This window comes from Bradyrhizobium sp. 134, from assembly GCF_023074155.1.
Lineage (GTDB): Bacteria > Pseudomonadota > Alphaproteobacteria > Rhizobiales > Xanthobacteraceae > Bradyrhizobium.
This window is the reverse complement of record NZ_JADPKX010000006.1, coordinates 556991-578602: the sequence shown is the minus strand read 5'-3', so window position 1 is coordinate 578602 and position 21612 is coordinate 556991. Positions and strand designations below refer to the sequence as shown.

The window sequence follows — 21612 nt, the reverse complement described above, 5'->3', positions numbered from 1 at the left end:
ATCCGATAGCTTGCGTGCTGCATACGGCTCGCAATATTGCTTAAAAAGGTTCCAAACTCGGGGAACAATCCGCCATCTGCGGCGTTTGCTCCCGTTAAGGCAGGGTCCGGGAATGGTCGAGAAGTTCAGTCAGCAGAGAGACTTGTTCGAGAGTGAACGCAGTTTCCGCCTGTTGGTTGAAGGGGTCGCGGACTACGCCCTGTACATGCTGGATCCCACCGGGATCATCACCAGTTGGAACATCGGCGGCGAGCGCATCAAGGGCTATTCGCCCGGGGAGATCCTCGGCCAGCACTTTTCCCGTTTTTACACCGAGACCGACCGCGCCAACGGCAAGCCCGCCCGTGCGCTCGGGATCGCCCGGGACAAGGGCCGCTACGAGGAGGAAGGCTGGCGCGTCCGCAAGGACGGCACCTTCTTCTGGGCGAGCGTCGTGATCGATCCCATCTACGAGGACGGCAAGCTCGTCGGCTTCGCCAAAATCACACGCGACATCACCGAGCGCCGCAATACCCAGATCAAGCTCGAGACGATGCAGAAGCAGCTCGCCGAATCCCAGAAATTCGATGCGCTCGGCCAACTCACCGGCGGGGTCGCCCACGACTTCAACAATCTCCTGATGATCATCAGCGGCAGCCTCCACATGCTGAAGCGAGGGGCCGACGACGAAGCCAAGCTTCAGCGCGCGATCTCGGCCATCGAGACCGCCACCAGGCGTGGCGCCGCGCTGACCAACCAGCTCCTCACCTTCGCGCGGCGGCAGAGCGTCAATCCGCAGGCGATCGACTTCGCCGATCGCATCGCGGCGATCCGCGAGGTGCTCGATGCCGGGGTCGGCAGCTCCGTGCGCCTGGCTTTTGACGTCAGCGGCGACGTCTGGCCGATCAGGACCGACGTTTCCGAGCTCGAGACCGCGCTGCTCAACCTCGTCATCAATGCCCGCGATGCGATGCCCGACGGCGGCACGGTCACGATCGCAGCGCGCAATCTCGTGCTCGACGAGGACCCCCTCGTGGGCGAATTCATCGCGATCGACGTCAGCGATACCGGCCTCGGCATTCCCTCCGACGTTCTCGACAAGATCTTCGAGCCGTTCTTCACGACGAAGCCGATCGGAAAGGGCACCGGCCTCGGTCTCTCCCAGGTGCACGGCTTCGCCCATCAGGCCGGCGGCACGATCCGGGTCGCGAGCGCGCTCGGCAAGGGCACGACCTTCACCATCCTCCTGCCGCGTGGAGAAGACGAGCCATCGCGCGAGGCGGCGGGAGAACCGGCGTTCCAGGGCAGCGGCACGGTGCTGCTGGTCGAGGACAATCCGGACGTCGCCGCCGTCAGCATCGGTCTTCTGGAGCAGCTTGGCTATCAGGTGCGTCGCGTCGCGGACGCCGAAGCCGCCTTGAGCGAGATCGAGAAGAACGGCGTCGACTTCGTGTTCTCGGATATCGTCATGCCCGGCAAGATGGACGGGCTCAGCCTCGCCCATCACCTCCGCCAGATCCGTCCCGGCCTGCCGATCCTGCTCGCCACCGGCTACAGCGAAGTCGCCGCAGGCGTGCGCGGCGATTTCCCGATCCTGCGCAAGCCCTACGAGATCCACGAATTGAGCGAAGCGATCGCCAAGCTGCCGCGGTAATTCTTCAGCTACACCGTCGGCAACACCGAGAACGCCTCGCCTGCCCGGCGCAAGTTCAGCTCATCGACGTCGGCCGTCTCGCTGGTGACGCTGTCGACGCGCGAGGACGGCGGGCCGTGGCGGCACAGCGCCACCATGTCGGCGACGTGCTTCGGCGGCCCTGCGAACAGCGCTTCGACGCTGCCGTCGCGGCGGTTGCGGACCCAGCCCTCGAGACCGCAGGTCGTCGCCTGATGCTCGAGCCAGGCACGATAGCCGACGCCCTGCACGCGGCCGCGGATCATGACCTGGAGGATCGCCCGGCTCATTTTGTCAGTCCGAGGACATCGGCGCTGCGCGCCTTGACGTCGGCCTCGCGCGTGAGGCGGCTGATCAAGTCCGACGACGGCAGGCCTTTGAGATTCTTGGGCGCAGTACCGTCGCGCAGCGCCTTCTGCGTCTCGTAGACCGCCTGCGTTGCGGCCGCGATCGGCGCATGGCCCTGAAGTGCGATGCGCACGCGCTGGCCAGCGAGGTATTCGAGCACGTTCAACTCCTCCGGCGCGCCGCCGAGCACGATCGGCAGGCGCGTGGCGGATGCGATGGCCTCGAGCTCGGCGCGCGACTTGATGCCGGTGAAGAACAGAGCGTCGACGCCGGCAGCTTCATAGGCCCTGGCGCGGCGGATCGCATCCTCGATCGAGGTGATCGAGGCCGCACCGGTGCGGCCCATGATGACGAGCGAGGGGTCGCCGCGGCCGTCGAGTGCCGCCTTCATCTTGCCGACGCCCTCCTCCAGCGAGATCAGCTGCGTCTTCGCTTCGCCGAAGCCAGCCGGCAGCAGCGTGTCCTCGATGGTGAGGCCGGCGGCACCCGCCGTCTCCAGCTCCTGCACCGTGCGGCGCACGTTGAGCGCGTTGCCATAGCCGTGATCGGCATCGACCAGCACCGGAAGTGCCGCCGCACGCGACATCCGCCGCATCTGCTCGGCAAGCTCGGTGAGCGTGATCAGCGTGATGTCGGGATCGCCGAGCACCGCGAGCGAAGCCACCGAGCCGCCGAACATGCCGAGCGGAAAACCGAGATCCTCGGCGATGCGGATCGAGATGGCATCGTAGACCGAGCCGGGATGGACGCAAATCCCGCCCGACAGGATCGAGCGCAGTTTTTCGCGGCGGGAACGAAAGGCCATGGTGATGTCTCTGTTAGGTCACGGAGGCCGCAGCATACTCCGTCATTGCGAGCGAAGCGAAGCAATCCAGAAATGTATCCGCAGAGACAGACTGGATTGCTTCGTCGCAGAGCCTGTCATCGGGCCGCGCTTCGCGCGGACCCGGTGGCTCCTCGCGATGACGTTACGCAAACTCCAAAATCAGCGCGTCCACCGCAAGCGTCGCGCCGGCGCTGGCGTGGATCTTCTTCACGGTGCCGTCCTGCTCGGCGCGCAGCACGTTTTGCATCTTCATGGCTTCGACCACAGCGAGCGTCTCTCCGGCCTTGACCTCCTGCCCTTCGATCACCGCGATCGAGACCACGAGACCGGGCATCGGACAAAGCAGCTTCTTGCCGGTGTCGGCAGCCGTGGTCACCGGCATCAGCCGCGCCGAGGCTGCTTCCGCTTCGGTCCAGACATAGACCGGCACCTCGACGCCCTGATGCGCGAGGCGAATGCCGTTCGCGATCGGGCGCACCTGCACCGCCACGACGTGTCCGTCGATGGTGCCCTGCCAGACCGGATCGCCCGGCTTCCACGCCGACTGCAACAGATGCGGATTGCCGGCCTTGCCGTCGGCATCGACGAAACGCACCGCGACCGCCTCGCCCTCGCGCGCGACCTCCAGCAGGATCTCCTGGCGGTCGAGCCAGACCGCACGGCGACGCTCGCGTTGCACGATGCGGCCGCCCATCTGACCCGAGATCTGCCGCTTGCGCTCGCCCAGCACGTGATCGATGGCGGCGCCAACCGCGGCAAGCCGCCGTGCGACCTCGCCCTCCGGCGCGCGCACGGCAAAGCCCTTGGGGAATTCCTCGGCGATGAAGCCGGTCGAAAGCCGGCCTTCGCGCCAGCGCGGATGATGCATCAGTGCCGACAGGAACGGGATGTTGTGGCGGATACCGTCCACATAGAACGAGTCCAGCGCGGTGGCCTGCGCCTCGATCGCGGCAGCGCGCGACGGCGCGTGGGTGACGAGCTTGGCGATCATCGGATCGTAATGGATCGAGATTTCGCCGCCCTCCTGCACGCCGGTGTCGTTGCGCACGGTGATGCCGTCCTGGCTCGCTTCCGCCGGCGGTCGGTATTTCACCAGGCGCCCGATCGAGGGCAGGAAGTTGCGGAACGGGTCTTCGGCGTAGAGGCGCGACTCCACTGCCCAGCCCGTCAGCGTGACGTCCTTCTGCGTGATCGCGAGCTTCTCGCCGGCGGCGACGCGGAGCATCTGCTCGACGAGGTCGACGCCGGTGACGAGCTCGGTGACGGGATGCTCGACCTGGAGGCGCGTGTTCATCTCCAGGAAGTAGAAGCTCTTGTCCTGCCCCGCGACGAATTCGACGGTGCCGGCGGAGTCGTAATTCACCGCCTTGGCGAGTGCGACCGCCTGCTCGCCCATCTTGCGGCGGGTGGCTTCGTCGAGCAGCGGCGACGGCGCTTCCTCGATGACCTTTTGGTTGCGGCGCTGGATCGAGCATTCGCGCTCGCCGAGATAGATCACGTTGCCGTGCTTGTCGCCCAGCAGCTGGATCTCGATATGGCGGGGGTCGACGATGAACTTTTCAATGAAGACCCGGTCGTCGCCGAACGAGGCCTTGGCCTCGGCCTTGGCGAGGTTGAAACCCTCTGCGACCTCGGAGGTCGAATGCGCGATGCGCATGCCCTTGCCGCCACCGCCGGCGGAGGCCTTGATCATCACGGGATAACCGATCTCGTCGGCGATCTTGACCGCGTGCGTGGCGTCCTCGATGACGCCGAGATAGCCGGGCACGGTCGAGACTTTCGCCTTCGCGGCGGCTTTCTTGGATTCGATCTTGTCGCCCATCGCCGCGATCGCGCCCGGGTTGGGGCCGATGAAGACGATGCCGGCCGCCTCCAGCGCGCGCGGAAACGCCTCACGCTCGGACAGGAAGCCGTAACCGGGATGCACGGCCTCGGCGCCGGTCTTGCGGCAGGCCTCCACGATCTTCTCGATCACCAGATAGCTCTCGGCCGCAGCCGGCGGGCCGATCAGCACGGCCTCGTCGGCCATCTCGACATGGAGGGCGTCACGGTCGGCCTCGGAATAGACCGCGACCGTCTGAACTCCCATGCGGCGAGCGGTCTTGATGACCCGGCAGGCGATTTCGCCGCGATTGGCGATCAGAATGCGTTTGAACATGCTTTTCTTGAGTCTCGACCTTGGGCGGGACCCTTCCCTGGCCGTTGGAGCCTATGGGACGGGCCGTGTGGCTCCCGTGGTACATCAAAATAGGCCGGAGGCAACGGTCAAAATCCGGGTCCTTTGGCGTACCAGCGCAAGACCAAAGCTAGACCGAAACGGCTCTGGCGGGCCCCTGGGCGGCCTACGGCTTCCCGGCCTTGCCCACATTCCGGACCAGGCCGTGAATGAAGCCGAGCTTCTCGACGACGACCGGCGAGAGGATGAACGGATAGAGGTCGCGCATGCCCATGGCGCGGTTGACGCTGTTCATGGCGAAGGTGAAGGGCAGCCATGCGTTGACGATCGCCTCGACGTCCCTCGCTTCGTAAGGGTTGAAGCGGATGCGCGTCGTCAACTCCCCGTCGCGATCGACCTTGGGGCGCACCTCCATGCCGAACTCGCTGGCCATCTCCAGTGTGTCGACGATGTGAAGATAGTGGGCCCAGGTCTCGGCGAAATCCTCCCACGGATGCGTCGTCGCGTAGGCAGAAACGTAGTTCTGCTGCCAGTCCGGCGGGGCGCCTTCGGCATAGTGGCGCTGCAAGGCCTGGCCGTAATCGGTGGAATCGTCGCCGAACACGGCACGGCATTCGTCCAGCTTGCCGCCGTCGCGCACCAGCACGTCCCAGAAATAGTGCCCGACCTCGTGGCGGAAATGCCCGAGCAGCGTCCGGTAGGGCTCGCCCATCTCCAGCCTGCGCCGCTCGCGCTCGATGTCGTCGGCCTCGGTCAGCGCGATCGTGATCAGGCCGTTGTCGTGACCGGTCAGGACCTTCTGCCCGCTCTGCGGATCGTCGGCTAGGAAATTGAAGATCAGGCCATGTTCGGGATTGTCCTGCCGGGTCTGGAGCGGCAGCTTCCAGCGGATCAGGGAATAGAACAGCCGGTGCTTCGCCATCTCCAACTCGCGCCAGCCGGCGAGTTGCGCCGGATCCGACAAGTCCGGCACGACGCCGTTATGGCGGCAGGCGCGGCAGTAGCCGGTGGTATCACCCGCATCAGTCAGCCAGTTGCAGGCATCATGCTCGGCATTGCTGCACAGCATGCGGCTTTCGCCCTTGGTCGCCAGCGTCTTCCAGGCCTCTCCGTCGGGCTCGATCGCCGACATCGTCTCCTTCTCCGGCAGGAACGCGACGCGGTGGCCGCAGCGCTCGCAGGCGCGGTTCTCGAAATAGATGACGTTGCCGCAGGCCTGGCAGACAAAAAGCTTCAAGATTTAGCCTCTTCGGAAAGCAAGTTTTTATGAATGAAAGTTGCGGCGCCTCGCGGATACGCGCGCGGAGGGCTCATCGTTCCAAGGTTCGGAACAAATAGCCAGACCCGGCGTTCTTTCATGCCCACCACACTGCATTCGGCGACGTCTTTCTTTCCATATACCCTTTGGGCAATGGCCATCACGCTTCGTCTGTGTGAATATCCGTCCGCCACGTGCGCTCTCGCATCACCCCGGCCAACGCCTTGAACGATCCTTTGCCCGAGACCATCGCCGCCGAAAGGCTGCGCCAGCACCTGGAAGACGTCGCGCGCGAGCGCGACAACGCCTATCGCGCGCTCCAGGAACGCGAAGCTGAGCTTGCGCGCATCCAGCGCATCGGCAAGGTCGGCGGTCTCGAAGTCGACTTCCGCGAAGGCTTCAAGAACCGCCGTTCGCCGGAATATCTGATGCTCCACGGCCTGCCGCCGGAAGCCGCCGACGAGTCGCACGAGGACTGGATCAATCGCATTCATCCGGACGACCGGGACGCTACGGTGAAGCACTTCATCGATGCGCTGTCCGGCAGCAGCGAGGACTACACCGCCGAATACCGCATCATCCGTCCCAGCGACAGCGAGACCCGCTGGATCCGCGTCGTCGCCAAGATCGAGCGCGATCGTGACGGCCACGCCCTCCGCCTCGTGGGCGCCCATATCGACGTCACCGACCAGATGCTGGTGCGCGAGACCCTGCGCGAGAGCGAGGAGCGCTTCCGGCTGATCGCCGACAGCGCGCCGGTGCCGATCTGGGTCACCAAGCTCGACCGCACGCGGTCCTTCGCCAACCAGGCCTATGTCGATTTCGTCGGCCTGCCCTATGACCAGGCCATCTCCTTCGACTGGCGCAAGGTGCTGCATCCGGACGACCTGCCGCATGTGCTGCAGCAGTCCGTCCAGGGTGAAGCATCGCTCAAGCCGTTCGTGCTGGAAGCCCGCTACAAGAACGCCGACGGCGAATGGCGCTGGCTGCGTTCGGAATCGCAGCCGCGCTGGGACCCGACCGGCAGGCATATCGGCTTCATCGGCGTGGCTCATGACATCACGGTGGCCAAGCAGGCCGAGATCGAGCTCCGGCAGCTCAACGAGACGCTGGAAGAACGCATCGTCGAGCGCACCGCCGAGCTCGAATCCAACGAGGCGCGGCTGCGCGCGATCCTGGAGACCAGCAACCAATACCAGGGCCTCGTCAATCTTAGGGGCGAGCTGCTTTACGCCAACACGACCGTGCTCGACGCCATCAAGGCGAGCCCTGCGGACGTGATTGGAAAGCCGTTGTGGCAGACGCCCTGGTTCAGCACGACGGAGGGCATGAGCGCGCGGGTGCGCGAGGCCTTCGACACCGTGCTCAAGGGCGAAGCCGTGCGGCTGGAGATGCGCCTGCGCCTTCCCATCGGCGAGCGCGATTTCGAGTTCGGCATGCGCCCGGTGCTCGACCGCCACGGCAACATCACCGGCGCAGTGCCCGAGGCAGTCGACATCACCGAGCGCCGCCGCGGCGAGGAAGCGCTGCGGCAATCGCAGAAGATGGAGGCGATCGGCCAGCTCACCGGCGGCGTCGCGCACGACTTCAACAATCTGCTCACCATCATCCGCTCGGCCACCGATTTCCTGCGCCGCCGCGAGCTGCCGGAGGAGCGCCGCCGCCGCTATGTCGATGCCATCTCCGACACCGTCGAACGTGCCTCCAAGCTGACCGCTCAGCTGCTGGCGTTTGCGCGCCGGCAGCCGCTGAAACCGCAGATCTTCAACGTCGGCAGCCAGGTTGAAGGCGTCGCGCAACTGGTCCGGCCGCTGGTCGGTGGCCGCATTGAAATCGCGGTGGAGGTTCACGATGGCGACTGCTTCACGGTCGCCGATATCGCGCAATTCGAGACCGCGCTGATCAACCTCGCCATCAACGCCCGCGACGCGATGGACGGCGAAGGCCGTCTCACCATTGCGGTCCGGAAAGTCCAGGGCATCCCTAACCTGCGCGCGCAATCGGCGCGCGGCGGCGACTATGTCGCGATCTCGGTCGCCGACACCGGCAGCGGTATCGCGCCCGAAAACATCGAGGCGATCTTCGAGCCGTTCTTCACCACCAAGGAGGTCGGCAAGGGCACCGGCCTCGGCCTGAGCCAGGCCTTCGGTTTCGCAAAGCAGTCCGAGGGCGACATCGCCGTGACGAGCACGCATGGTGAAGGCGCTACCTTCACCATCTATCTGCCGCGGGCGCAAAGCCCCGCGACAGCTCAGGAAGCCGCGGCGCTGACCTATGAGGCCGCGGCCACCGGGCGCGGCTATCGCGTGCTCGTGGTGGAAGACGACGACGAGGTCGGCCGCTTCTCCACGGAGCTGCTGGAAGACCTCGGCTATGTCGTCCGCCGCGCCGCCAACGCCAATGCGGCGCTCGCCATCCTCGGCGAGAACGAGTTCGCCGTCGACCTCGTCTTCTCGGACGTCATCATGCCCGGCATGAACGGCGTCGAGCTCGCCGGCATCATCCGCGAACGCTATCCGGGCCTGCCCGTCGTGCTCACCTCTGGTTACAGCAACGTTCTCGCCGAGAACGCCGATCGCGGATTCGAGCTGATCCAGAAGCCGTATTCGGTGGAATTGCTGTCGCGCATCCTGCGCAAGGCGATCACGGCAAAGCCGTCGGTGACGCGGTGAGTGTAAATCCAAGAACGCTACGTCATCCCGGCGCAGGCCGGGACGACGGCGGGATGTTGGGGTGCGGTTGCCCGCATAACGACCGCTGAATGGCATCCCATCGGATATTCATCGGCTGAAACTCGGCCCCACCACGCTGGCGCCGGCGCGGTGCTGCCGGCAATCGACTTTTGAGGAGCCCTCCGATGCGCGGAACCAGGGCGGCATCACAACGGTTGCTGCCGGGGTGAATTTGAGCCTTGATCGAGGGACCGATGTCGAGCCGGAATCGCGATCAAGGCCCCGATCAGGCGAGGCGTGCCGGCCGCGCGTTGGATGCAGCGAATTTTTTCCTCGCCGACGTCCGCGACGGGCTCGGGCCTTATCTCGCCGTCTATCTCCTCACCGAGCAGCGGTGGGACGAGGCGCGCATCGGCCTCGTCATGTCGATTGCGACGATCGCGGGCATCGTGGCGCAGACGCCGGCCGGCGCGCTGGTCGATGCGACGCGGTCCAAGCGGCTGGTGATGGTGATCGCCGCGATTATGGTCACGATCGCCTCGCTGTCGCTGCCGTTGTTTCCCGGCTTCATGCCGGTCGCGATCTCCCAAGGCATCGCGCAGGCCGCCGCCGTGGTGTTTCCGCCGGCGATCGCCGCGGTCTCGCTCGGCATCTTCGGCCAAGCCGCCTTCACCCGGCGGATCGGCCGCAACGAGACGTTCAATCACGCCGGCAATGCTGTCGCGGCCGGGCTCGCAGGTCTCTCCGCCTATTGGTTCGGACCGACTGTCGTGTTCTTCCTTCTCGGCGCCATGGCGATCGCGAGCCTCGTCAGCATCCTCGCAATCCCCGCCCGCGCCATCGATGACGATCTTGCCCGCGGGCTCGACGACGCCGATGCGGACGAGCAGCCTGAACGTGCCTCCGCTCTCAGCGTACTCCTGACCTGCCGTCCTCTGCTGGTGTTTGCGATCTGCGTCCTGCTCTTTCATCTCGCCAACGCCGCGATGCTGCCGCTGGTCGGCCAAAAGCTCGCCTTGCAAGACAAGAACATGGGTACCAGCCTGATGTCCGCCTGCATCGTCGCGGCGCAATTGGTGATGGTGCCGTTCGCGACGCTGGTCGGCGCGAAGGCCGACCGCTGGGGCCACAAGCGCTTCTTCCTCGCCGCGCTCCTGATCCTGCCGCTCCGGGGAGCGCTCTACACGCTTTCGGACAATCCGTTCTGGCTGGTCGGCGTGCAGCTTCTCGACGGCTTCGGCGCCGGCATTTTTGGCGCGATCTTTCCCGTCATCGTCGCCGACCTCATGCGCAACACCGGCCGGTTCAACGTCGCGCAAGGCGCCGTCATCACCGCCCAGAGCATTGGCGCGGCGCTGTCGACGACGCTCGCCGGCTTCGTCGTCGTTGGCGCGGGTTACAGCGCGGCCTTCATCACGCTCGGCGCGGTGGCCGCAATCGGCGCCGCCGTCTGTTTTGTCGCGCTGCCCGAGACGCGGCAAATCGCAGACGGCGATCCGCTCCCCCGGGGGAAGACAGCGACGGCGGCTTCCGCTATCGCTGCCGAATGAACCGACACATCTCAAGGATCGACCGTGCCGTCTGACGCCATCCTGGCCTGGAGCATCATCGTCGCCGCGACCGCAGGCGTCATCATACGGCCCTTTCGCCTGCCGGAGGCGATCTGGGCCGTCATTGGCGCCGGCGCACTGGTGCTGCTCGGCTTGCTGCCGTGGCGGGATGCGCTCACGGGCATCGAGAAAGGCGTCGATGTCTATCTTTTCTTGATCGGCATGATGCTGATCGCCGAGCTGGCGCGGCTCGAAGGCCTGTTCGACTATCTCGCAGCGCTCGCCGTGGAATATGCAGGCGGCTCGCCGCAGCGGCTGTTCCTGCTGATCTACATCGTCGGCACGCTCGTCACCGTGCTGCTCTCGAACGACGCCACCGCGATCGTGCTGACGCCCGCCGTCTATGCCGCGACGCGCGCGGCCGGCGCCAAGCCGCTGCCTTATCTGTTCGTCTGCGCCTTCATCGCCAACGCCGCAAGCTTCGTGCTGCCGATCTCCAACCCGGCCAATCTCGTCGTGTTCGGGGCGCATATGCCCGAGCTCACCGAATGGCTGCGCCTGTTCGCCCTGCCCTCGGCGGCCTCGATCCTGCTGACCTATGTCGTGCTGCGGCTGACCCAGCACCGCGCCCTGAAGGAAGAGACGATCGCGCGCAGCGTGCCGCATCCAAAGCTCGGCCGCGGCGGCAAGCTGACGGCCATCGGCATCGTGGCGATCGGCATCGTGCTGGTCACCGCCTCCGCGCTGGACAAGCAATTGGGCCTGCCGACCTTCGTCTGCGGCGTGGCGACGGCCGCCATCGTGCTGCTGCTCAGCCGGCAATCGCCGCTACCCGTGCTGCGCGGCGTCTCCTGGAGCGTGCTACCGCTGGTCGGCGGGCTGTTCGTGATGGTGGAAGCGCTGATCAAGACCGGCGTGATCGGGCAGCTCAGCGCGCTGCTGCACGAAGCCGTCGGTCAATCCGTGACGAAGGCGGCCTGGAGCGTCGGCATCGCCACCGCGATCGCCGACAACATCGCCAACAATCTTCCCGTCGGCCTCGTTGCAGGCTCAGTCGCCGCCGGCGATCATTTGCCCGCACCTGTCCTGAGCGCCATCCTGATCGGCGTCGACCTCGGGCCCAATCTGTCGGTGACCGGTTCGCTCGCCACCATCCTGTGGCTGGTGGCGCTGCGGCGGGAGAAGATCGAAGTCGGCGCCTGGCCGTTCCTGAAGCTCGGACTGCTGGTGACGCCGCCCGCCCTGATCGCGGCGCTTACGGCCGCGATCCGGTAATCGCGCGCAGTTTGCGGCGCATCAATGTCGCCGCTGACGCCGGCCCTAGACTGCACCTTGTCGCGCGGCCTGATACCGCGCGGCAAGGAAGGTTCATCATGCAGATCCAGTCGAAGGCATTGCCGCAGAGCTTCTCCCTGCGCCGTACGTTTCAAGGCTTCACCACAACGGACCAGCGCCGGGGCCAAACATCCCACCCGCTATTGGTCTTTTCGGTCGTGGTGCTGCTGACCCTGTTCGCGATCGTGGAGATCGACCTGCACAGCGCACAGCTTCAGGCAATCGGCCTGCTCAGCCATGGCGCCGGGATCGATTCCATCTTCCTGAGCCCGTAGCCGTTCGCGCGGGCGCGTCCAAGGGAAAAGCCCGATCGCGGCCATCGCGGGCAGCGACCGGGAACGCATCGTCAGTCGTTCTCGTAGCCGTAGACTTCCGGCAGGATGAAGATCGCGGCGAGCAATCCGATCAGCGGGAAGATCGCGACCATCAGCGTGGCGTTCGCCTGCCCGATCGCAGCGAACACCGTCGGGAACAGGAAGATCGCCAGGAACGACGGCAGCTTCACGAACATGTAGGCGAAGCCGCTGGCGGTGCCGCGATATTTCGGCTTGGCGACCATAGTCGGGATCGTCATGCAGTTCGACGCATCCCAATAATGGCCCCACAGCATCGCGGCAGCCGCGAACGGCAGCAGGATCTTGTTGTCGGTGTAGAGCGCGAAGGCTGCGACCAGCAGCGAGACCAGCACGATCGAGAAGCCCGCGATCGAGATACCGCGATGGCCGATCTTCGGCGTCAGCAGCGGACCGACCCAGCCCGACACGGCGGCGAAGGAGAACAGCGCCATCGTCACCAGATTGATGCCGAGCACGCTGGACACGCCGACCATGACAAAGAGCACCGGCAGGTAGAACGCGAAGGTCGAGAACTCGCTGGCTTGCGCGAAGCAGGCGATCCAGCCGTAGATCGTGGCGCGCCAGCGGATCGGATCCTTCTTGAGGTCGGCGAGGAATGCGCGGGTGGAGACCTTGGGCACCTCCACGTCATGGTCCGGCAGCATGGCGAGATCGTCGTTGAACATCTCGCGCGCCACCTGCTTGGCCTCGCGGTAGCGTCCCTTCTGCACCAGCCACACCGCCGTCTCGGGCACGTCGTGCCGCATGATCAGGATGATCAGCGCCGGCAGCGCGCCGAGGCCGAGCGTCACCCGCCACAGCGTCTCGTGGTGAATGTCGAGCAGCAGGAAGATCACGATGACGCCGATCGTCAGGACCTCGCCGACCGCGAACATGAACTGCCAGCGGTTGCCCATGACTTCGCGCTCACCCTTGGCCATGGATTCCATGATGTAGGTGTAGCCGGTCGAGATGTCCGAACCGAGCGGAATGCCGAGCAGGAAGCGGATCACGACGAGCCAGCCGACGCTGGGCACGAAGGCCTGCGCCAGCGCCAGCACGATGAACAATACCATCGTCACCAGGAACATGACGCGGCGGCCGATCTTGTCGGAGAGCCAGCCGCCGAGCAGTGCGCCGATCATGGCGCCGCCTTGCGTACCGGCCGCGGCCAGGCCCAGCATCAGCGGATCGGGATTGAACTGCTCCTTGATGAAGATCAGCACGAAGGCGATCGAATAGAGGTCCCAGGCTTCGACCAGGATCGAGGCCATCATCAGCCAGCCGACCTTGTTGCCCTTGGGACTGTAGTTCGTGATGAGATAGCGGACCGCGGCTTCGCTCGCGGTCGGTTGTGGCATCGCCATCGTCGACATCTTTGGTCCTCTCTTCAAAACTCTCTTACGTGCCAAGCAGCGGCTCGATGCTGCAATCGAGCAGGCGCGGGTCGATCCCGACCTCCATGCCGGTGAACATCTCGCCCATGTAGTCGATCAGTGCATCGCTCGCCTTCACCGCGTCCTCGACACGACGATTGGCAACCGCATTAAGAATAGCCAGATGATGATCGATTGTTCCTGACAGCTCGGCCTGTCCCGGCATGAACCGGTGGTGGATGTAGCCGATGCGCCGGTACAGCGTGTGCAACGGGCGCAGCGTGTGCACCAGAAACGGTTCGCCTGCCGCCTCCAGCACCAGCGCGTCGATGCGGCGGTCGATATGATTGAACTCGTCGAGGGTCAGACTGGCGCGGCGCTCGCGCAAAAGTCGCTCGATGTGCAGCGCCTGATTGCGGTGCGAGAGGCTGGCGCGATCGGCCGCAAGCCGGATCACGAAGCGCTCCATGTCGCGGCGCAAGGCCAGCAGCATGCGTTCGCGTGCCAGATCGATCGGCGCAATGCGCAGACCGTGGCGCGGACGGATGATGATCAATGTATCGGCGGAGAGACGATTGACGGCGTGATGCACCGGCGTACGGCCGAACCCGGTGATGTGCTGCAATTCCAGCATCGTCATGAACTGGCCGGGCTTGAGCTCGCAATGGACGAGCAGCTCTTCGATCCTCTGATAAGCGAGCTCGAAGAAGTTGAGACGGTTGCGCCGGGAGGGCTTGCCCTCGCCGTCGTCGTTCCTCACCACCTCGAGCGCGCGCTTGCGCGTTGCCATGTCGTCTCCCCCCTCAGCCCGCGCCATCGTTGCAGAGCGGCGCCTAGTTCGTGATATCCCTAAAACATGTTGTGATATATTACAAGCGAGCGTAAGACTCCGCGCGTGCCCGCACCATGCTGCGGTGCAGAATGACAACAAGACGGCGCTGTGCGCGCCTGCGATGGGAGGAGTATTGCCGTGAAGATCACGTCGATCGAGACGCTGCGCACCGAAGAATTCTCCAACGTCATCTGGGTGCGCGTCCACACCGACACGGGCATGATCGGTCTCGGCGAAACCTTCTACGGCGCCGGCGCAGTCGAGGCGCAGATCCACGACACCTTTGCCGACCGCCTGCTCGGCCGCAATCCGCTTCATATCGAGGCGATCCATCGCGACATGCTGAATCTGCCGATGGCGCAGTCGTCCACCGGCGTCGAATATCGCGCGGCTTCGGCAATCGACATCGCGCTTTGGGACCTGTTCGGCAAGGTCTGCAATCAGCCGGTACACCAGATGCTCGGCGGCCTCTGCCGCGACAAGCAGCGCATCTACAACACCTGCGCCGGCACCCGATATGTCCGCTCCAACAATATCAGCCCGGTCGCGAATTGGAATCTCGGTGGCTCCAAGGGGCCCTACGAAGACCTCGATGGCTTCATGAACAACGCCGATGCGCTCGCCGAAAACCTGCTGGAGAGCGGCATCTCCGCCATGAAGATCTGGCCGTTCGATCTTGCGGCGCAGGAGAACAAGGGTCTCTACATCTCCGCCGCGCAGATGAAGCAGGCGATCGAGCCGTTCGAGAAGATCCGAAAAGCGGTCGGCGACAAGATGGAGATCATGGTCGAGCTTCACTCGCTCTGGAACCTGCCGACCGCCAAACAGATCGCGCGCGCGCTCGAGCCCTACAAGCCAACCTGGTACGAAGACCCGATCCGGATGAACTCGCCGCAGGCGCTGGCCGAATACGCCCGCTGCACCGACGTCTGGGTCTGCGCCAGCGAGACGCTCGGCTCGCGCTTTCCCTACAAGGACATGCTCGACCGCGACGCCATGCACGTGGTGATGGCGGATCTGTGCTGGACCGGCGGCCTCACGGAAGGCCGCAAGATCGCGGCGATGGCCGAGACCTATCACCGGCCCTTCGCGCCGCACGACTGCATCGGCCCGATCGGCTTCATCGCCGCCATCCACATGTCGTTCAGCCAGCCCAACACGCTGATCCAGGAATCGGTGCGCGCCTTCTACAAGGGCTGGTACAATGAGCTCGTGACCACCATGCCCACGATCAAGGACGGTTTTGTCTATCCGATGGAAGGCCCCGGGCTGGGCGTCGACCTTCTGCCCGCCGTATTCGACCGCTCCGATTTGACCGTGCGCCGTTCCAACATCTGAGGATCTTTTGAGATGAGCACCGCCCTCTTCGACCTTTCCGGCCGCACCGCGCTCGTGACCGGCTCCTCCCGCGGCCTCGGCCGCGCCATCGCCGAAGGCATGGCCAAGGCCGGCGCCAGGCTGATCATCAACGGCGTCGATCCCAAGCGCGTCGAGCAGGCCGTCGCCGAGTTTCGCGCCGCCGGCCACCAGGCCGAAGGCGCCGCTTTCAACGTCACTGACGAGCCCGCGATCGTCGCCGCCTTCAACGACTTCGACAACAAGGGCATCGCCGTCGACATCCTCGTCAACAATGCCGGCATCCAGCACCGCAAGCCGCTGGTGGAGTTCACCACCGACGAGTGGCGCAAGGTGATCGAGACCAACCTCACCAGCGCCTTCGTGATCGGCCGCGAGGCGGCCAAGCGCATGATCCCGCGCAAGCACGGCAAGATCATCAATATCGGCTCGCTCGGCAGCGAGCTCGCGCGTCCCACGATTGCGCCCTACACCGCTGCCAAGGGCGGCATCAAGAACCTGACCCGCTCGATGGCGGTGGAATGGGCCCAGCACGGCATCCAGGCCAATGCGATCGGCCCCGGCTACATGTTGACCGACATGAACGAGGCGCTGGTCAACAACACCGATTTCAACAATTGGCTGATGGGCCGCGTCCCCTCCAAGCGCTGGGGCCGACCGGACGAGCTGGTGGGCGCAGCGATCTTCCTGGCGTCGGATGCCTCGACCTATGTCAACGGCCAGATCATCTATGTCGATGGCGGTATGATCGCTGCGATGTGAGCCGCGAAACGCTGAGGGAGCCAACCATGCGCGCCGTCGTCATTCACGCACCGAAAGATCTGCGGATCGATAGCTATCCGGATGCAGCGCCCGGTCCGGGTGAAGTCCGCGTCAAGATCGCGAACGGCGGCATCTGCGGGTCCGATCTGCACTACTATCATCACGGCGGCTTCGGTGTCGTGCGCATCCAGCAGCCGATGGCCCTCGGGCACGAGATCGCCGGCGTGGTCGCAGCCATCGGTGACGGCGTCGCGAACGTGAAGCCGGGCACCCGCGTCGCGGTCAATCCGAGCAAGCCGTGCGGCCAGTGCCTGCATTGCCAGGAGGGTATGCGCAACCAGTGCCTCGACATGCGCTTCCTCGGCAGCGCGATGCGCTTTCCCCATGTGCAGGGCGGCTTTCGCGAATTCATCACGGTCGATGCGGCGCAGGCCGTTCCGATCGCCGACAAGCTGTCGCTGGCGGAAGCCGCGGTCGCCGAACCGCTCGCGGTGTGCCTGCATGCCGGCAAGCAGGCCGGGCCCCTGCTCGGCAAGCGCGTGCTGATCACCGGCTGCGGCCCGATCGGCGCGCTGATGATTTTGGTCTCGCGCTTCGGCGGCGCCGCCGAGATCGTCGTGACAGATGTTGCCGACGCGCCGCTTGCGGTCGCCAGGAAGCTTGGCGCCACTCACGCCATCAATGTCGCGGCCGATGCCACGGCGCTCGATCCCTGGCGGACCGGTAAAGGTGTGTTCGATACTCTGTTCGAAGCCTCGGGCAACCAGGCCGCACTGCGCACCGCACTCGATGTGCTGAGGCCCGGTGCCATACTGGTGCAGCTCGGCCTCGGCGGCGAGATGACGCTGCCGATCAACTCCATCGTCGCCAAGGAATTGCGGCTCCGCGGCACATTCCGCTTCGATCCCGAGTTCGAGCTGGCGGTGCGGCTGATGGGTGACGGACTGATCGACGTGAAGCCGCTGATCACGGCGACCATGCCGTTCGAGAACGCGGTCGCAGCGTTCGAGCTCGCCAGCGATCGCTCGCAGTCGATGAAGGTGCAGCTGACGTTCTGAGCGAGGACCGCTGCTATTGGATCTCGATCAACCGGTCGCTGACCAGCCGCACCGCGCCCCGTTTCCACGAATAGTCCGCGCCCAGGCGCAGGCCGCTGTCGCCGCGTGCGAGCACCGCGCCGGTCCTGGCGTCGCGCACCTGGAAGCCCAGCGTGTATTCGGTGCGGCTGACCCGCCGCACCACGCCGATCAGCGACTGGTCCGCGCCGAGCTTCTGCGCAATCGCCGCCTCGCAGCCGTCGCAGTCGCGCAACGCACGCGCCTTCAGCGCCTCGCCGCCGACATCGACGATGCGGTAACGGCCGGATTGACCCAGCGCCTCGCGCACGCTGCCGGTGACCTCGGCCAGATATGACGCATCCGATGTGGCCGGCGCGCCAGCCGAAGCGGCGGTCGTATCCTCTAGCTCGAAATCGAAGACGGCCATGGCAATCGGCGCAGGCGTGGCGAGTGCGGCCATGATCTCGCGGGACACGAAGATCTCGGCGCGCTCCCATGATTCATCATTGTCGCCCCGGAAGGTGTAGAGCTTGTCCATCACGACCTTCCTGCCGCCGACGTCGATCACGGCGATCTTGGCCCATTGCACCAGCGTGCTCGTCTTCTGGATGCCGCCGATCACCTTGAACGCCGCGCCGTCCTGGGCCGACGGCACGAGCCGGTAGCGCCGATCTCCGCCGATATCTTGCCGGAGCGCGGCCATGAAGGCCGCCAGCCGTCGCTCGTGGGCGGCGGTCTGGTTGGCGGGCTCTGCTGACGTATCGGTATAACTGAAATCGTCCATGGCGATGCCGATGGCGGTCTCGGCGCCCGCCAGCGCATAAGACACCGGAAGGACGACGAGGAGACAGACTGAGAGGATCAACCGGCGCAGGTGCATAATGTGCCTCGTATGACGGAGCGGCGCGCCAATCTGGACGGCGCAATCAGGCCATGCAGCGGCGCTGGTCCCGGCGATGGCCGGGAAAATTTCACGACGGTGCACCGCACTGGCGCCTGGCGGCTTTGCGCCGGATGCGTTCTGCCGTTTAATGCGGACGCGACAAACCCGTTCGCACCAGGTGCCTGCCGATGTGGAACCGCCCGAGGTTCGATCTCAAAGTCCGTCTGACGTTGCGCGTGGCCGCGATATCGGCCGCCTGCTTCGCCGCCATCTCCGCCTATTTCCTGATTACGGCCGACCGCGCGGCGCATGCGCGCCTCGACGATATCGCCGCCATCGTGGCCAAGACGCTGGAGCTGCAGCAGGGCAAGATCCAGTGGGTCGCGAGCCCGCGCTCGGACTTTCCCAACCTCGACCCCGTTTCGGCTTATGTGATGACGCCCGGCCTGTGCCTGGCGTTCCGCGGCACCAGTGGCGACGTCCTCCAGCGCTTCTGCAGCGGCGCGCCCGTTCCGGCGAACCCGCCGCCGCAAGCCTTCGCGGCCTTCTATCGCGGCTTGTTCGATCCCGGCCGAGAAGCGGCACGGCCTGTGATCGTGCGCGGGACGAAGCTCGGCGAGGCCGTGGTCTCGGTCGAGCCGGCCGTGCAGACCGCGGAGGCTTGGCACGAGGCCGGCCGCCTGATGCTCGCGCTCGCGATCGCGCTGCCGCTGCTCTGCGCGCTGGTCTACGCCGCGCTGGCACGCGCGCTGCGCCCCACCCGCATGATCCGCACCGGCCTCGAGCGGATTGCCGCCAACGACCTCACCACGCGGCTGCCGCCGTTCGACCTCGCCGAGCTCTCCGCGATCCGCGACGGCTTCAACCATCTCGCCGAAAGCCTCGAGACCGCGCTTGCCGAACGCAGCGAGCTGACGCGGAAGCTGATTGCGCTCCAGGACGAGGAGCGCCGCCATCTCGCGCGCGAGCTGCATGACGAGTTCGGCCAGTCGCTCGCCGCCATCCGCGCGCTCGCCTCCTCCGCCCGCCAGACCGCCGCACAAGAGTGTCCCTCCCTGCTTGGCGAATGCGACGGCATCGCGCGGACCGCAACCGGCATGATGGAGACGTTGCGCGGCACACTGTTCCGGCTGCGGCCACCCGATGTCGAGGAGCTCGGGCTCGTTGCCAGCCTCGAAGGCCTCGTCGCGGGCTGGAACGGGCGCAGCCGCGGCGAGACGCGCTTCTCGATCCGGTTCGACGGCGCATTCGAGACCCTGCCGGCCACGATCAGCGCCAGCCTCTACCGGATCGTGCAGGAGGCGCTCACCAATGCCGCCAAGCATGCCGTCGCCACGCGGGTCAGCCTGGAATTGACGATGGGGGCGAGCGAGATCGCGCTTGCGATCGACGATGACGGACGCGCGACCGATTCCGTCGCGAAATCGGGAATGGGCCTGCTCGGCATGCGCGAGCGCGTCGCAGCTTTGCGCGGCCAATTGAGCTTCGAGGCCTCGCCGAACGGCGGCTCCGCACTGCGCGTGGTCATTCCGCTCGCCGCCGATCGGCCGCCGCTGGAGCACGCCGCATGAGCGCGGCCGACGCCACCATTCTGCTGGTCGACGACCATTCCGTCGTCCGCGAGGGCTACCGCTCCGTGCTCCAGAAGCAGCCGGGACTACGCGTCATCGCCGAAGCCGCCGACGGCGCGGAGGCCTACCGTCTCTACAAATCGGAGGCGCCCGACCTCGTCATCATGGATCTGAGCATGCCCGGCATCGGCGGCATCGAGGCGGTCCGGCGGATCAGGCAGTGGGACAAGGGCGCGAGAATCCTCGTCTTCACCATGCATGAAAACGCCGGCTTTGCCGTGCAGGCGATCCGCGCCGGCGCCAGAGGCTACGTCACCAAGACCAGTCCACCAGAGACGCTGGTGCGCGCCGTGATGGACGTGCTCGCCGGCAAGATCGCGATCAGCCCCGACATCGACCATGAGCTCGCGCTGAGCCGGCTGGCCGGGGAAAGTTCTGCCGCCGACGTCCTCACGCCGCGTGAGTTCGAGGTGCTGCGGCTGCTGCTCGCCGAGAACACGACAGAGGAGATCGCGGAGACACTCCATGTCAGCCCCAAGACGGTGGCGAACCTGCATTCTCTGATCAAGGACAAGCTCGGTGTCGGCTCCGACATCGAGCTGGTCCGGCTGGCGCTGCGCCAAGGCATCTTGACGGAGGTCGATCTCGGCGAGGCCTGATCGCTCAGGCCAGATAGCGCGTGAGATAGCCTTCCATCGCGTAGAGCGCACAGAGCGCGAGGCTCGACCACACGGCGGCGGTGAAATACAGGAACATCCAGGTCAGCTCGCCCTTCCAGTGCGCGATGTCGTGGGTCACGACCCAGCGGGTCGAAACGTCATGCAAGCCTTCGAGGAAGCCGAGCAACCTGTTGCCCTCTTCATGCCCTGCCCGCCAGCGGCTGAGATACATCGGCACGTCGACGGTGACGAGGAAGGCCAGGAAGCAGGCGATGCCGACGATGCCGGCAATCAGCGCCCACCGCACCGGCCCCTGGAATTCCGGCATCAGCCGGCACAGCGCGATGCCCGCGAGGAAGAATGTCACGGCCCAAAGCGAGTTCTCGATTGCGTTGAAGAGGAAGTTGGTCGTCACCACCGCATACCAGGAGAAGCACTCCGCGATGATGATGATTGGCACGATCACCCACGCGATGTTCACGACCGTCTCGGCGCCCGTCATGGTCCCGAGTTGATGCAGGATGACCGCCCATTGCGCGGCGAAGCACAGTTCGGCCACGGTCGCGACCGTGCGGCCGACGAAGACGCTGGAGAGCCAGGTGTCGAACAGGCAGATGCGCTGCACGTCGGCGCGCGGCAGGAAGGAACGGAAGGCGCAGCCGAAGACATAGCCGGCGCAGAGCAGGAACATCAGCCCGATGTCGGAGCCACTACTGAGGCTGCCGGAGGGCGTCGGCGAGAACGCGCGGTACAGCATGAACCAGACGAGAATGTTGGCAGCACTGGCCAGCGTCAGGGACCCCCACCACCACGCGAGGGGATTCGTCCGCGCCTGCCACTGCAACATGAATCGCTCCGATGTAATCGATATGACATTCAGTCGTAATAAACCTGTCACAACAAGCCACGGAATCGCGACGAAAATCTGTGCGCGGCGGAGCCCTTCGCGCACATTTTATCCTCG

At 65.5% G+C, this 21612-nt stretch carries 19 protein-coding genes; 10 read left to right on the top strand and 9 right to left on the bottom strand.

Features of this window, described 5'->3' with window-relative positions; all coding sequences use genetic code 11:
• Positions 1 to 112 precede the first annotated feature (112 nt).
• A complete protein-coding gene (locus IVA75_RS03740) occupies positions 113 to 1633 on the top strand; it encodes a PAS domain-containing sensor histidine kinase (RefSeq protein ID WP_247286937.1) in 1521 nt (506 codons plus the stop codon).
• 8 nt (positions 1634 to 1641) lie between these two features.
• Here IVA75_RS03740 and IVA75_RS03735 read toward each other — a convergent pair whose 3' ends face one another.
• The 5 genes from IVA75_RS03735 to IVA75_RS03715 all read right to left on the bottom strand — a co-directional run bounded on the left by IVA75_RS03735 (position 1642) and on the right by IVA75_RS03715 (position 6420).
• Positions 1642 to 1941, bottom strand: a complete 300-nt coding sequence (locus IVA75_RS03735; protein WP_027518495.1) for an acylphosphatase — start codon at positions 1939 to 1941, stop codon at positions 1642 to 1644.
• A complete protein-coding gene (locus tag IVA75_RS03730) occupies positions 1938 to 2804 on the bottom strand; it encodes an isocitrate lyase/PEP mutase family protein (RefSeq protein ID WP_247286938.1) in 867 nt (288 codons plus the stop codon). Before IVA75_RS03730 ends, IVA75_RS03735 begins: the two co-directional genes overlap by 4 nt.
• A gap of 163 nt (positions 2805 to 2967) precedes the next feature.
• Entirely contained in the window at positions 2968 to 4983 is a 2016-nt protein-coding gene (locus IVA75_RS03725) for an acetyl/propionyl/methylcrotonyl-CoA carboxylase subunit alpha (protein ID WP_247286939.1), read from the bottom strand.
• A 184-nt stretch (positions 4984 to 5167) separates the two neighbouring features.
• Positions 5168 to 6238, bottom strand: coding sequence for a putative zinc-binding peptidase (locus IVA75_RS03720; protein WP_247286941.1), 1071 nt, complete (start codon positions 6236 to 6238; stop codon positions 5168 to 5170).
• On the bottom strand, positions 6235 to 6420 hold the full coding sequence (locus IVA75_RS03715) for a hypothetical protein (RefSeq protein ID WP_247286943.1): 186 nt from the start codon (positions 6418 to 6420) through the stop codon (positions 6235 to 6237). Before IVA75_RS03715 ends, IVA75_RS03720 begins: the two co-directional genes overlap by 4 nt.
• Before the next feature lie 33 nt (positions 6421 to 6453).
• On the opposite strand from IVA75_RS03715, the gene IVA75_RS03710 reads away from it, so the two are divergent.
• From IVA75_RS03710 to IVA75_RS03695, 4 genes are all read left to right on the top strand, one after another.
• Positions 6454 to 8931: a PAS domain S-box protein gene (locus IVA75_RS03710; RefSeq protein WP_247286945.1), complete on the top strand. Its 2478-nt coding sequence runs from the start codon at positions 6454 to 6456 to the stop codon at positions 8929 to 8931.
• A 254-nt stretch (positions 8932 to 9185) separates the two neighbouring features.
• Positions 9186 to 10481 (top strand): MFS transporter, encoded by a 1296-nt coding sequence (locus IVA75_RS03705; protein ID WP_247286947.1) that lies wholly within the window; start codon positions 9186 to 9188, stop codon positions 10479 to 10481.
• A 24-nt stretch (positions 10482 to 10505) separates the two neighbouring features.
• Positions 10506 to 11756, top strand: coding sequence for an arsenic transporter (locus IVA75_RS03700; RefSeq protein WP_247286949.1), 1251 nt, complete (start codon positions 10506 to 10508; stop codon positions 11754 to 11756).
• Between the two features lie 98 nt (positions 11757 to 11854).
• On the top strand, positions 11855 to 12091 hold the full coding sequence (locus tag IVA75_RS03695) for a hypothetical protein (protein ID WP_247286951.1): 237 nt from the start codon (positions 11855 to 11857) through the stop codon (positions 12089 to 12091).
• 71 nt (positions 12092 to 12162) lie between these two features.
• Here IVA75_RS03695 and IVA75_RS03690 read toward each other — a convergent pair whose 3' ends face one another.
• The gene (locus IVA75_RS03690) at positions 12163 to 13527 is read right to left on the bottom strand and encodes an MFS transporter (protein ID WP_027567411.1); all 1365 of its coding nucleotides are present in this window, start codon (positions 13525 to 13527) and stop codon (positions 12163 to 12165) included.
• Between the two features lie 25 nt (positions 13528 to 13552).
• Positions 13553 to 14317 (bottom strand): GntR family transcriptional regulator, encoded by a 765-nt coding sequence (locus IVA75_RS03685; protein WP_027567412.1) that lies wholly within the window; start codon positions 14315 to 14317, stop codon positions 13553 to 13555.
• 180 nt (positions 14318 to 14497) lie between these two features.
• On the opposite strand from IVA75_RS03685, the gene IVA75_RS03680 reads away from it, so the two are divergent.
• From IVA75_RS03680 to IVA75_RS03670, 3 genes are read left to right on the top strand one after another with little or no spacing between them, the layout of a single operon-like run.
• On the top strand, positions 14498 to 15697 hold the full coding sequence (locus IVA75_RS03680; protein WP_247286953.1) for a mandelate racemase/muconate lactonizing enzyme family protein: 1200 nt from the start codon (positions 14498 to 14500) through the stop codon (positions 15695 to 15697).
• A gap of 12 nt (positions 15698 to 15709) precedes the next feature.
• Complete coding sequence (locus tag IVA75_RS03675) at positions 15710 to 16477, top strand: SDR family oxidoreductase (protein WP_247286955.1); 768 nt, start codon at positions 15710 to 15712, stop codon at positions 16475 to 16477.
• Positions 16478 to 16503: 26 nt separating this feature from the next.
• Complete coding sequence (locus tag IVA75_RS03670; RefSeq protein ID WP_247286956.1) at positions 16504 to 17535, top strand: L-idonate 5-dehydrogenase; 1032 nt, start codon at positions 16504 to 16506, stop codon at positions 17533 to 17535.
• 13 nt (positions 17536 to 17548) lie between these two features.
• Here IVA75_RS03670 and IVA75_RS03665 read toward each other — a convergent pair whose 3' ends face one another.
• Complete coding sequence (locus IVA75_RS03665; RefSeq protein ID WP_247286957.1) at positions 17549 to 18415, bottom strand: DUF3280 domain-containing protein; 867 nt, start codon at positions 18413 to 18415, stop codon at positions 17549 to 17551.
• Between the two features lie 191 nt (positions 18416 to 18606).
• On the opposite strand from IVA75_RS03665, the gene IVA75_RS03660 reads away from it, so the two are divergent.
• Together IVA75_RS03660 and IVA75_RS03655 are read left to right on the top strand one after the other, a co-directional pair.
• Positions 18607 to 19989 carry a HAMP domain-containing sensor histidine kinase gene (locus tag IVA75_RS03660; RefSeq protein ID WP_247286958.1) on the top strand — a complete coding sequence of 461 codons (1383 nt, stop codon included), beginning with the start codon at positions 18607 to 18609 and terminating at the stop codon, positions 19987 to 19989.
• On the top strand, positions 19986 to 20648 hold the full coding sequence (locus tag IVA75_RS03655) for a response regulator transcription factor (protein ID WP_027518509.1): 663 nt from the start codon (positions 19986 to 19988) through the stop codon (positions 20646 to 20648). The genes IVA75_RS03660 and IVA75_RS03655 overlap by 4 nt, the downstream gene beginning before the upstream one ends.
• A 4-nt stretch (positions 20649 to 20652) precedes the next feature.
• On the opposite strand, the gene IVA75_RS03650 is transcribed toward IVA75_RS03655, so the two are convergent.
• Positions 20653 to 21495 (bottom strand): hypothetical protein, encoded by an 843-nt coding sequence (locus IVA75_RS03650; RefSeq protein WP_247286959.1) that lies wholly within the window; start codon positions 21493 to 21495, stop codon positions 20653 to 20655.
• Positions 21496 to 21612 lie beyond the last annotated feature (117 nt).

Bases quoted from the DNA above. Each gene is read 5' to 3' on its own strand.
- IVA75_RS03740 (WP_247286937.1), top strand. From the start codon at position 113: ATGGTCGAGAAGTTCAGTCAGCAGAGAGACTTGTTCGAGAGTGAACGC.
- IVA75_RS03735 (WP_027518495.1), bottom strand. From the start codon at position 1,941: ATGAGCCGGGCGATCCTCCAGGTCATGATCCGCGGCCGCGTGCAGGGC.
- IVA75_RS03730 (WP_247286938.1), bottom strand. From the start codon at position 2,804: ATGGCCTTTCGTTCCCGCCGCGAAAAACTGCGCTCGATCCTGTCGGGC.
- IVA75_RS03725 (WP_247286939.1), bottom strand. From the start codon at position 4,983: ATGTTCAAACGCATTCTGATCGCCAATCGCGGCGAAATCGCCTGCCGG.
- IVA75_RS03715 (WP_247286943.1), bottom strand. From the start codon at position 6,420: ATGGCCATTGCCCAAAGGGTATATGGAAAGAAAGACGTCGCCGAATGC.
- IVA75_RS03705 (WP_247286947.1), top strand. From the start codon at position 9,186: ATGTCGAGCCGGAATCGCGATCAAGGCCCCGATCAGGCGAGGCGTGCC.
- IVA75_RS03695 (WP_247286951.1), top strand. From the start codon at position 11,855: ATGCAGATCCAGTCGAAGGCATTGCCGCAGAGCTTCTCCCTGCGCCGT.
- IVA75_RS03690 (WP_027567411.1), bottom strand. From the start codon at position 13,527: ATGTCGACGATGGCGATGCCACAACCGACCGCGAGCGAAGCCGCGGTC.
- IVA75_RS03685 (WP_027567412.1), bottom strand. From the start codon at position 14,317: ATGGCAACGCGCAAGCGCGCGCTCGAGGTGGTGAGGAACGACGACGGC.
- IVA75_RS03675 (WP_247286955.1), top strand. From the start codon at position 15,710: ATGAGCACCGCCCTCTTCGACCTTTCCGGCCGCACCGCGCTCGTGACC.
- IVA75_RS03670 (WP_247286956.1), top strand. From the start codon at position 16,504: ATGCGCGCCGTCGTCATTCACGCACCGAAAGATCTGCGGATCGATAGC.
- IVA75_RS03665 (WP_247286957.1), bottom strand. From the start codon at position 18,415: ATGCACCTGCGCCGGTTGATCCTCTCAGTCTGTCTCCTCGTCGTCCTT.
- IVA75_RS03660 (WP_247286958.1), top strand. From the start codon at position 18,607: ATGTGGAACCGCCCGAGGTTCGATCTCAAAGTCCGTCTGACGTTGCGC.
- IVA75_RS03655 (WP_027518509.1), top strand. From the start codon at position 19,986: ATGAGCGCGGCCGACGCCACCATTCTGCTGGTCGACGACCATTCCGTC.
- IVA75_RS03650 (WP_247286959.1), bottom strand. From the start codon at position 21,495: ATGTTGCAGTGGCAGGCGCGGACGAATCCCCTCGCGTGGTGGTGGGGG.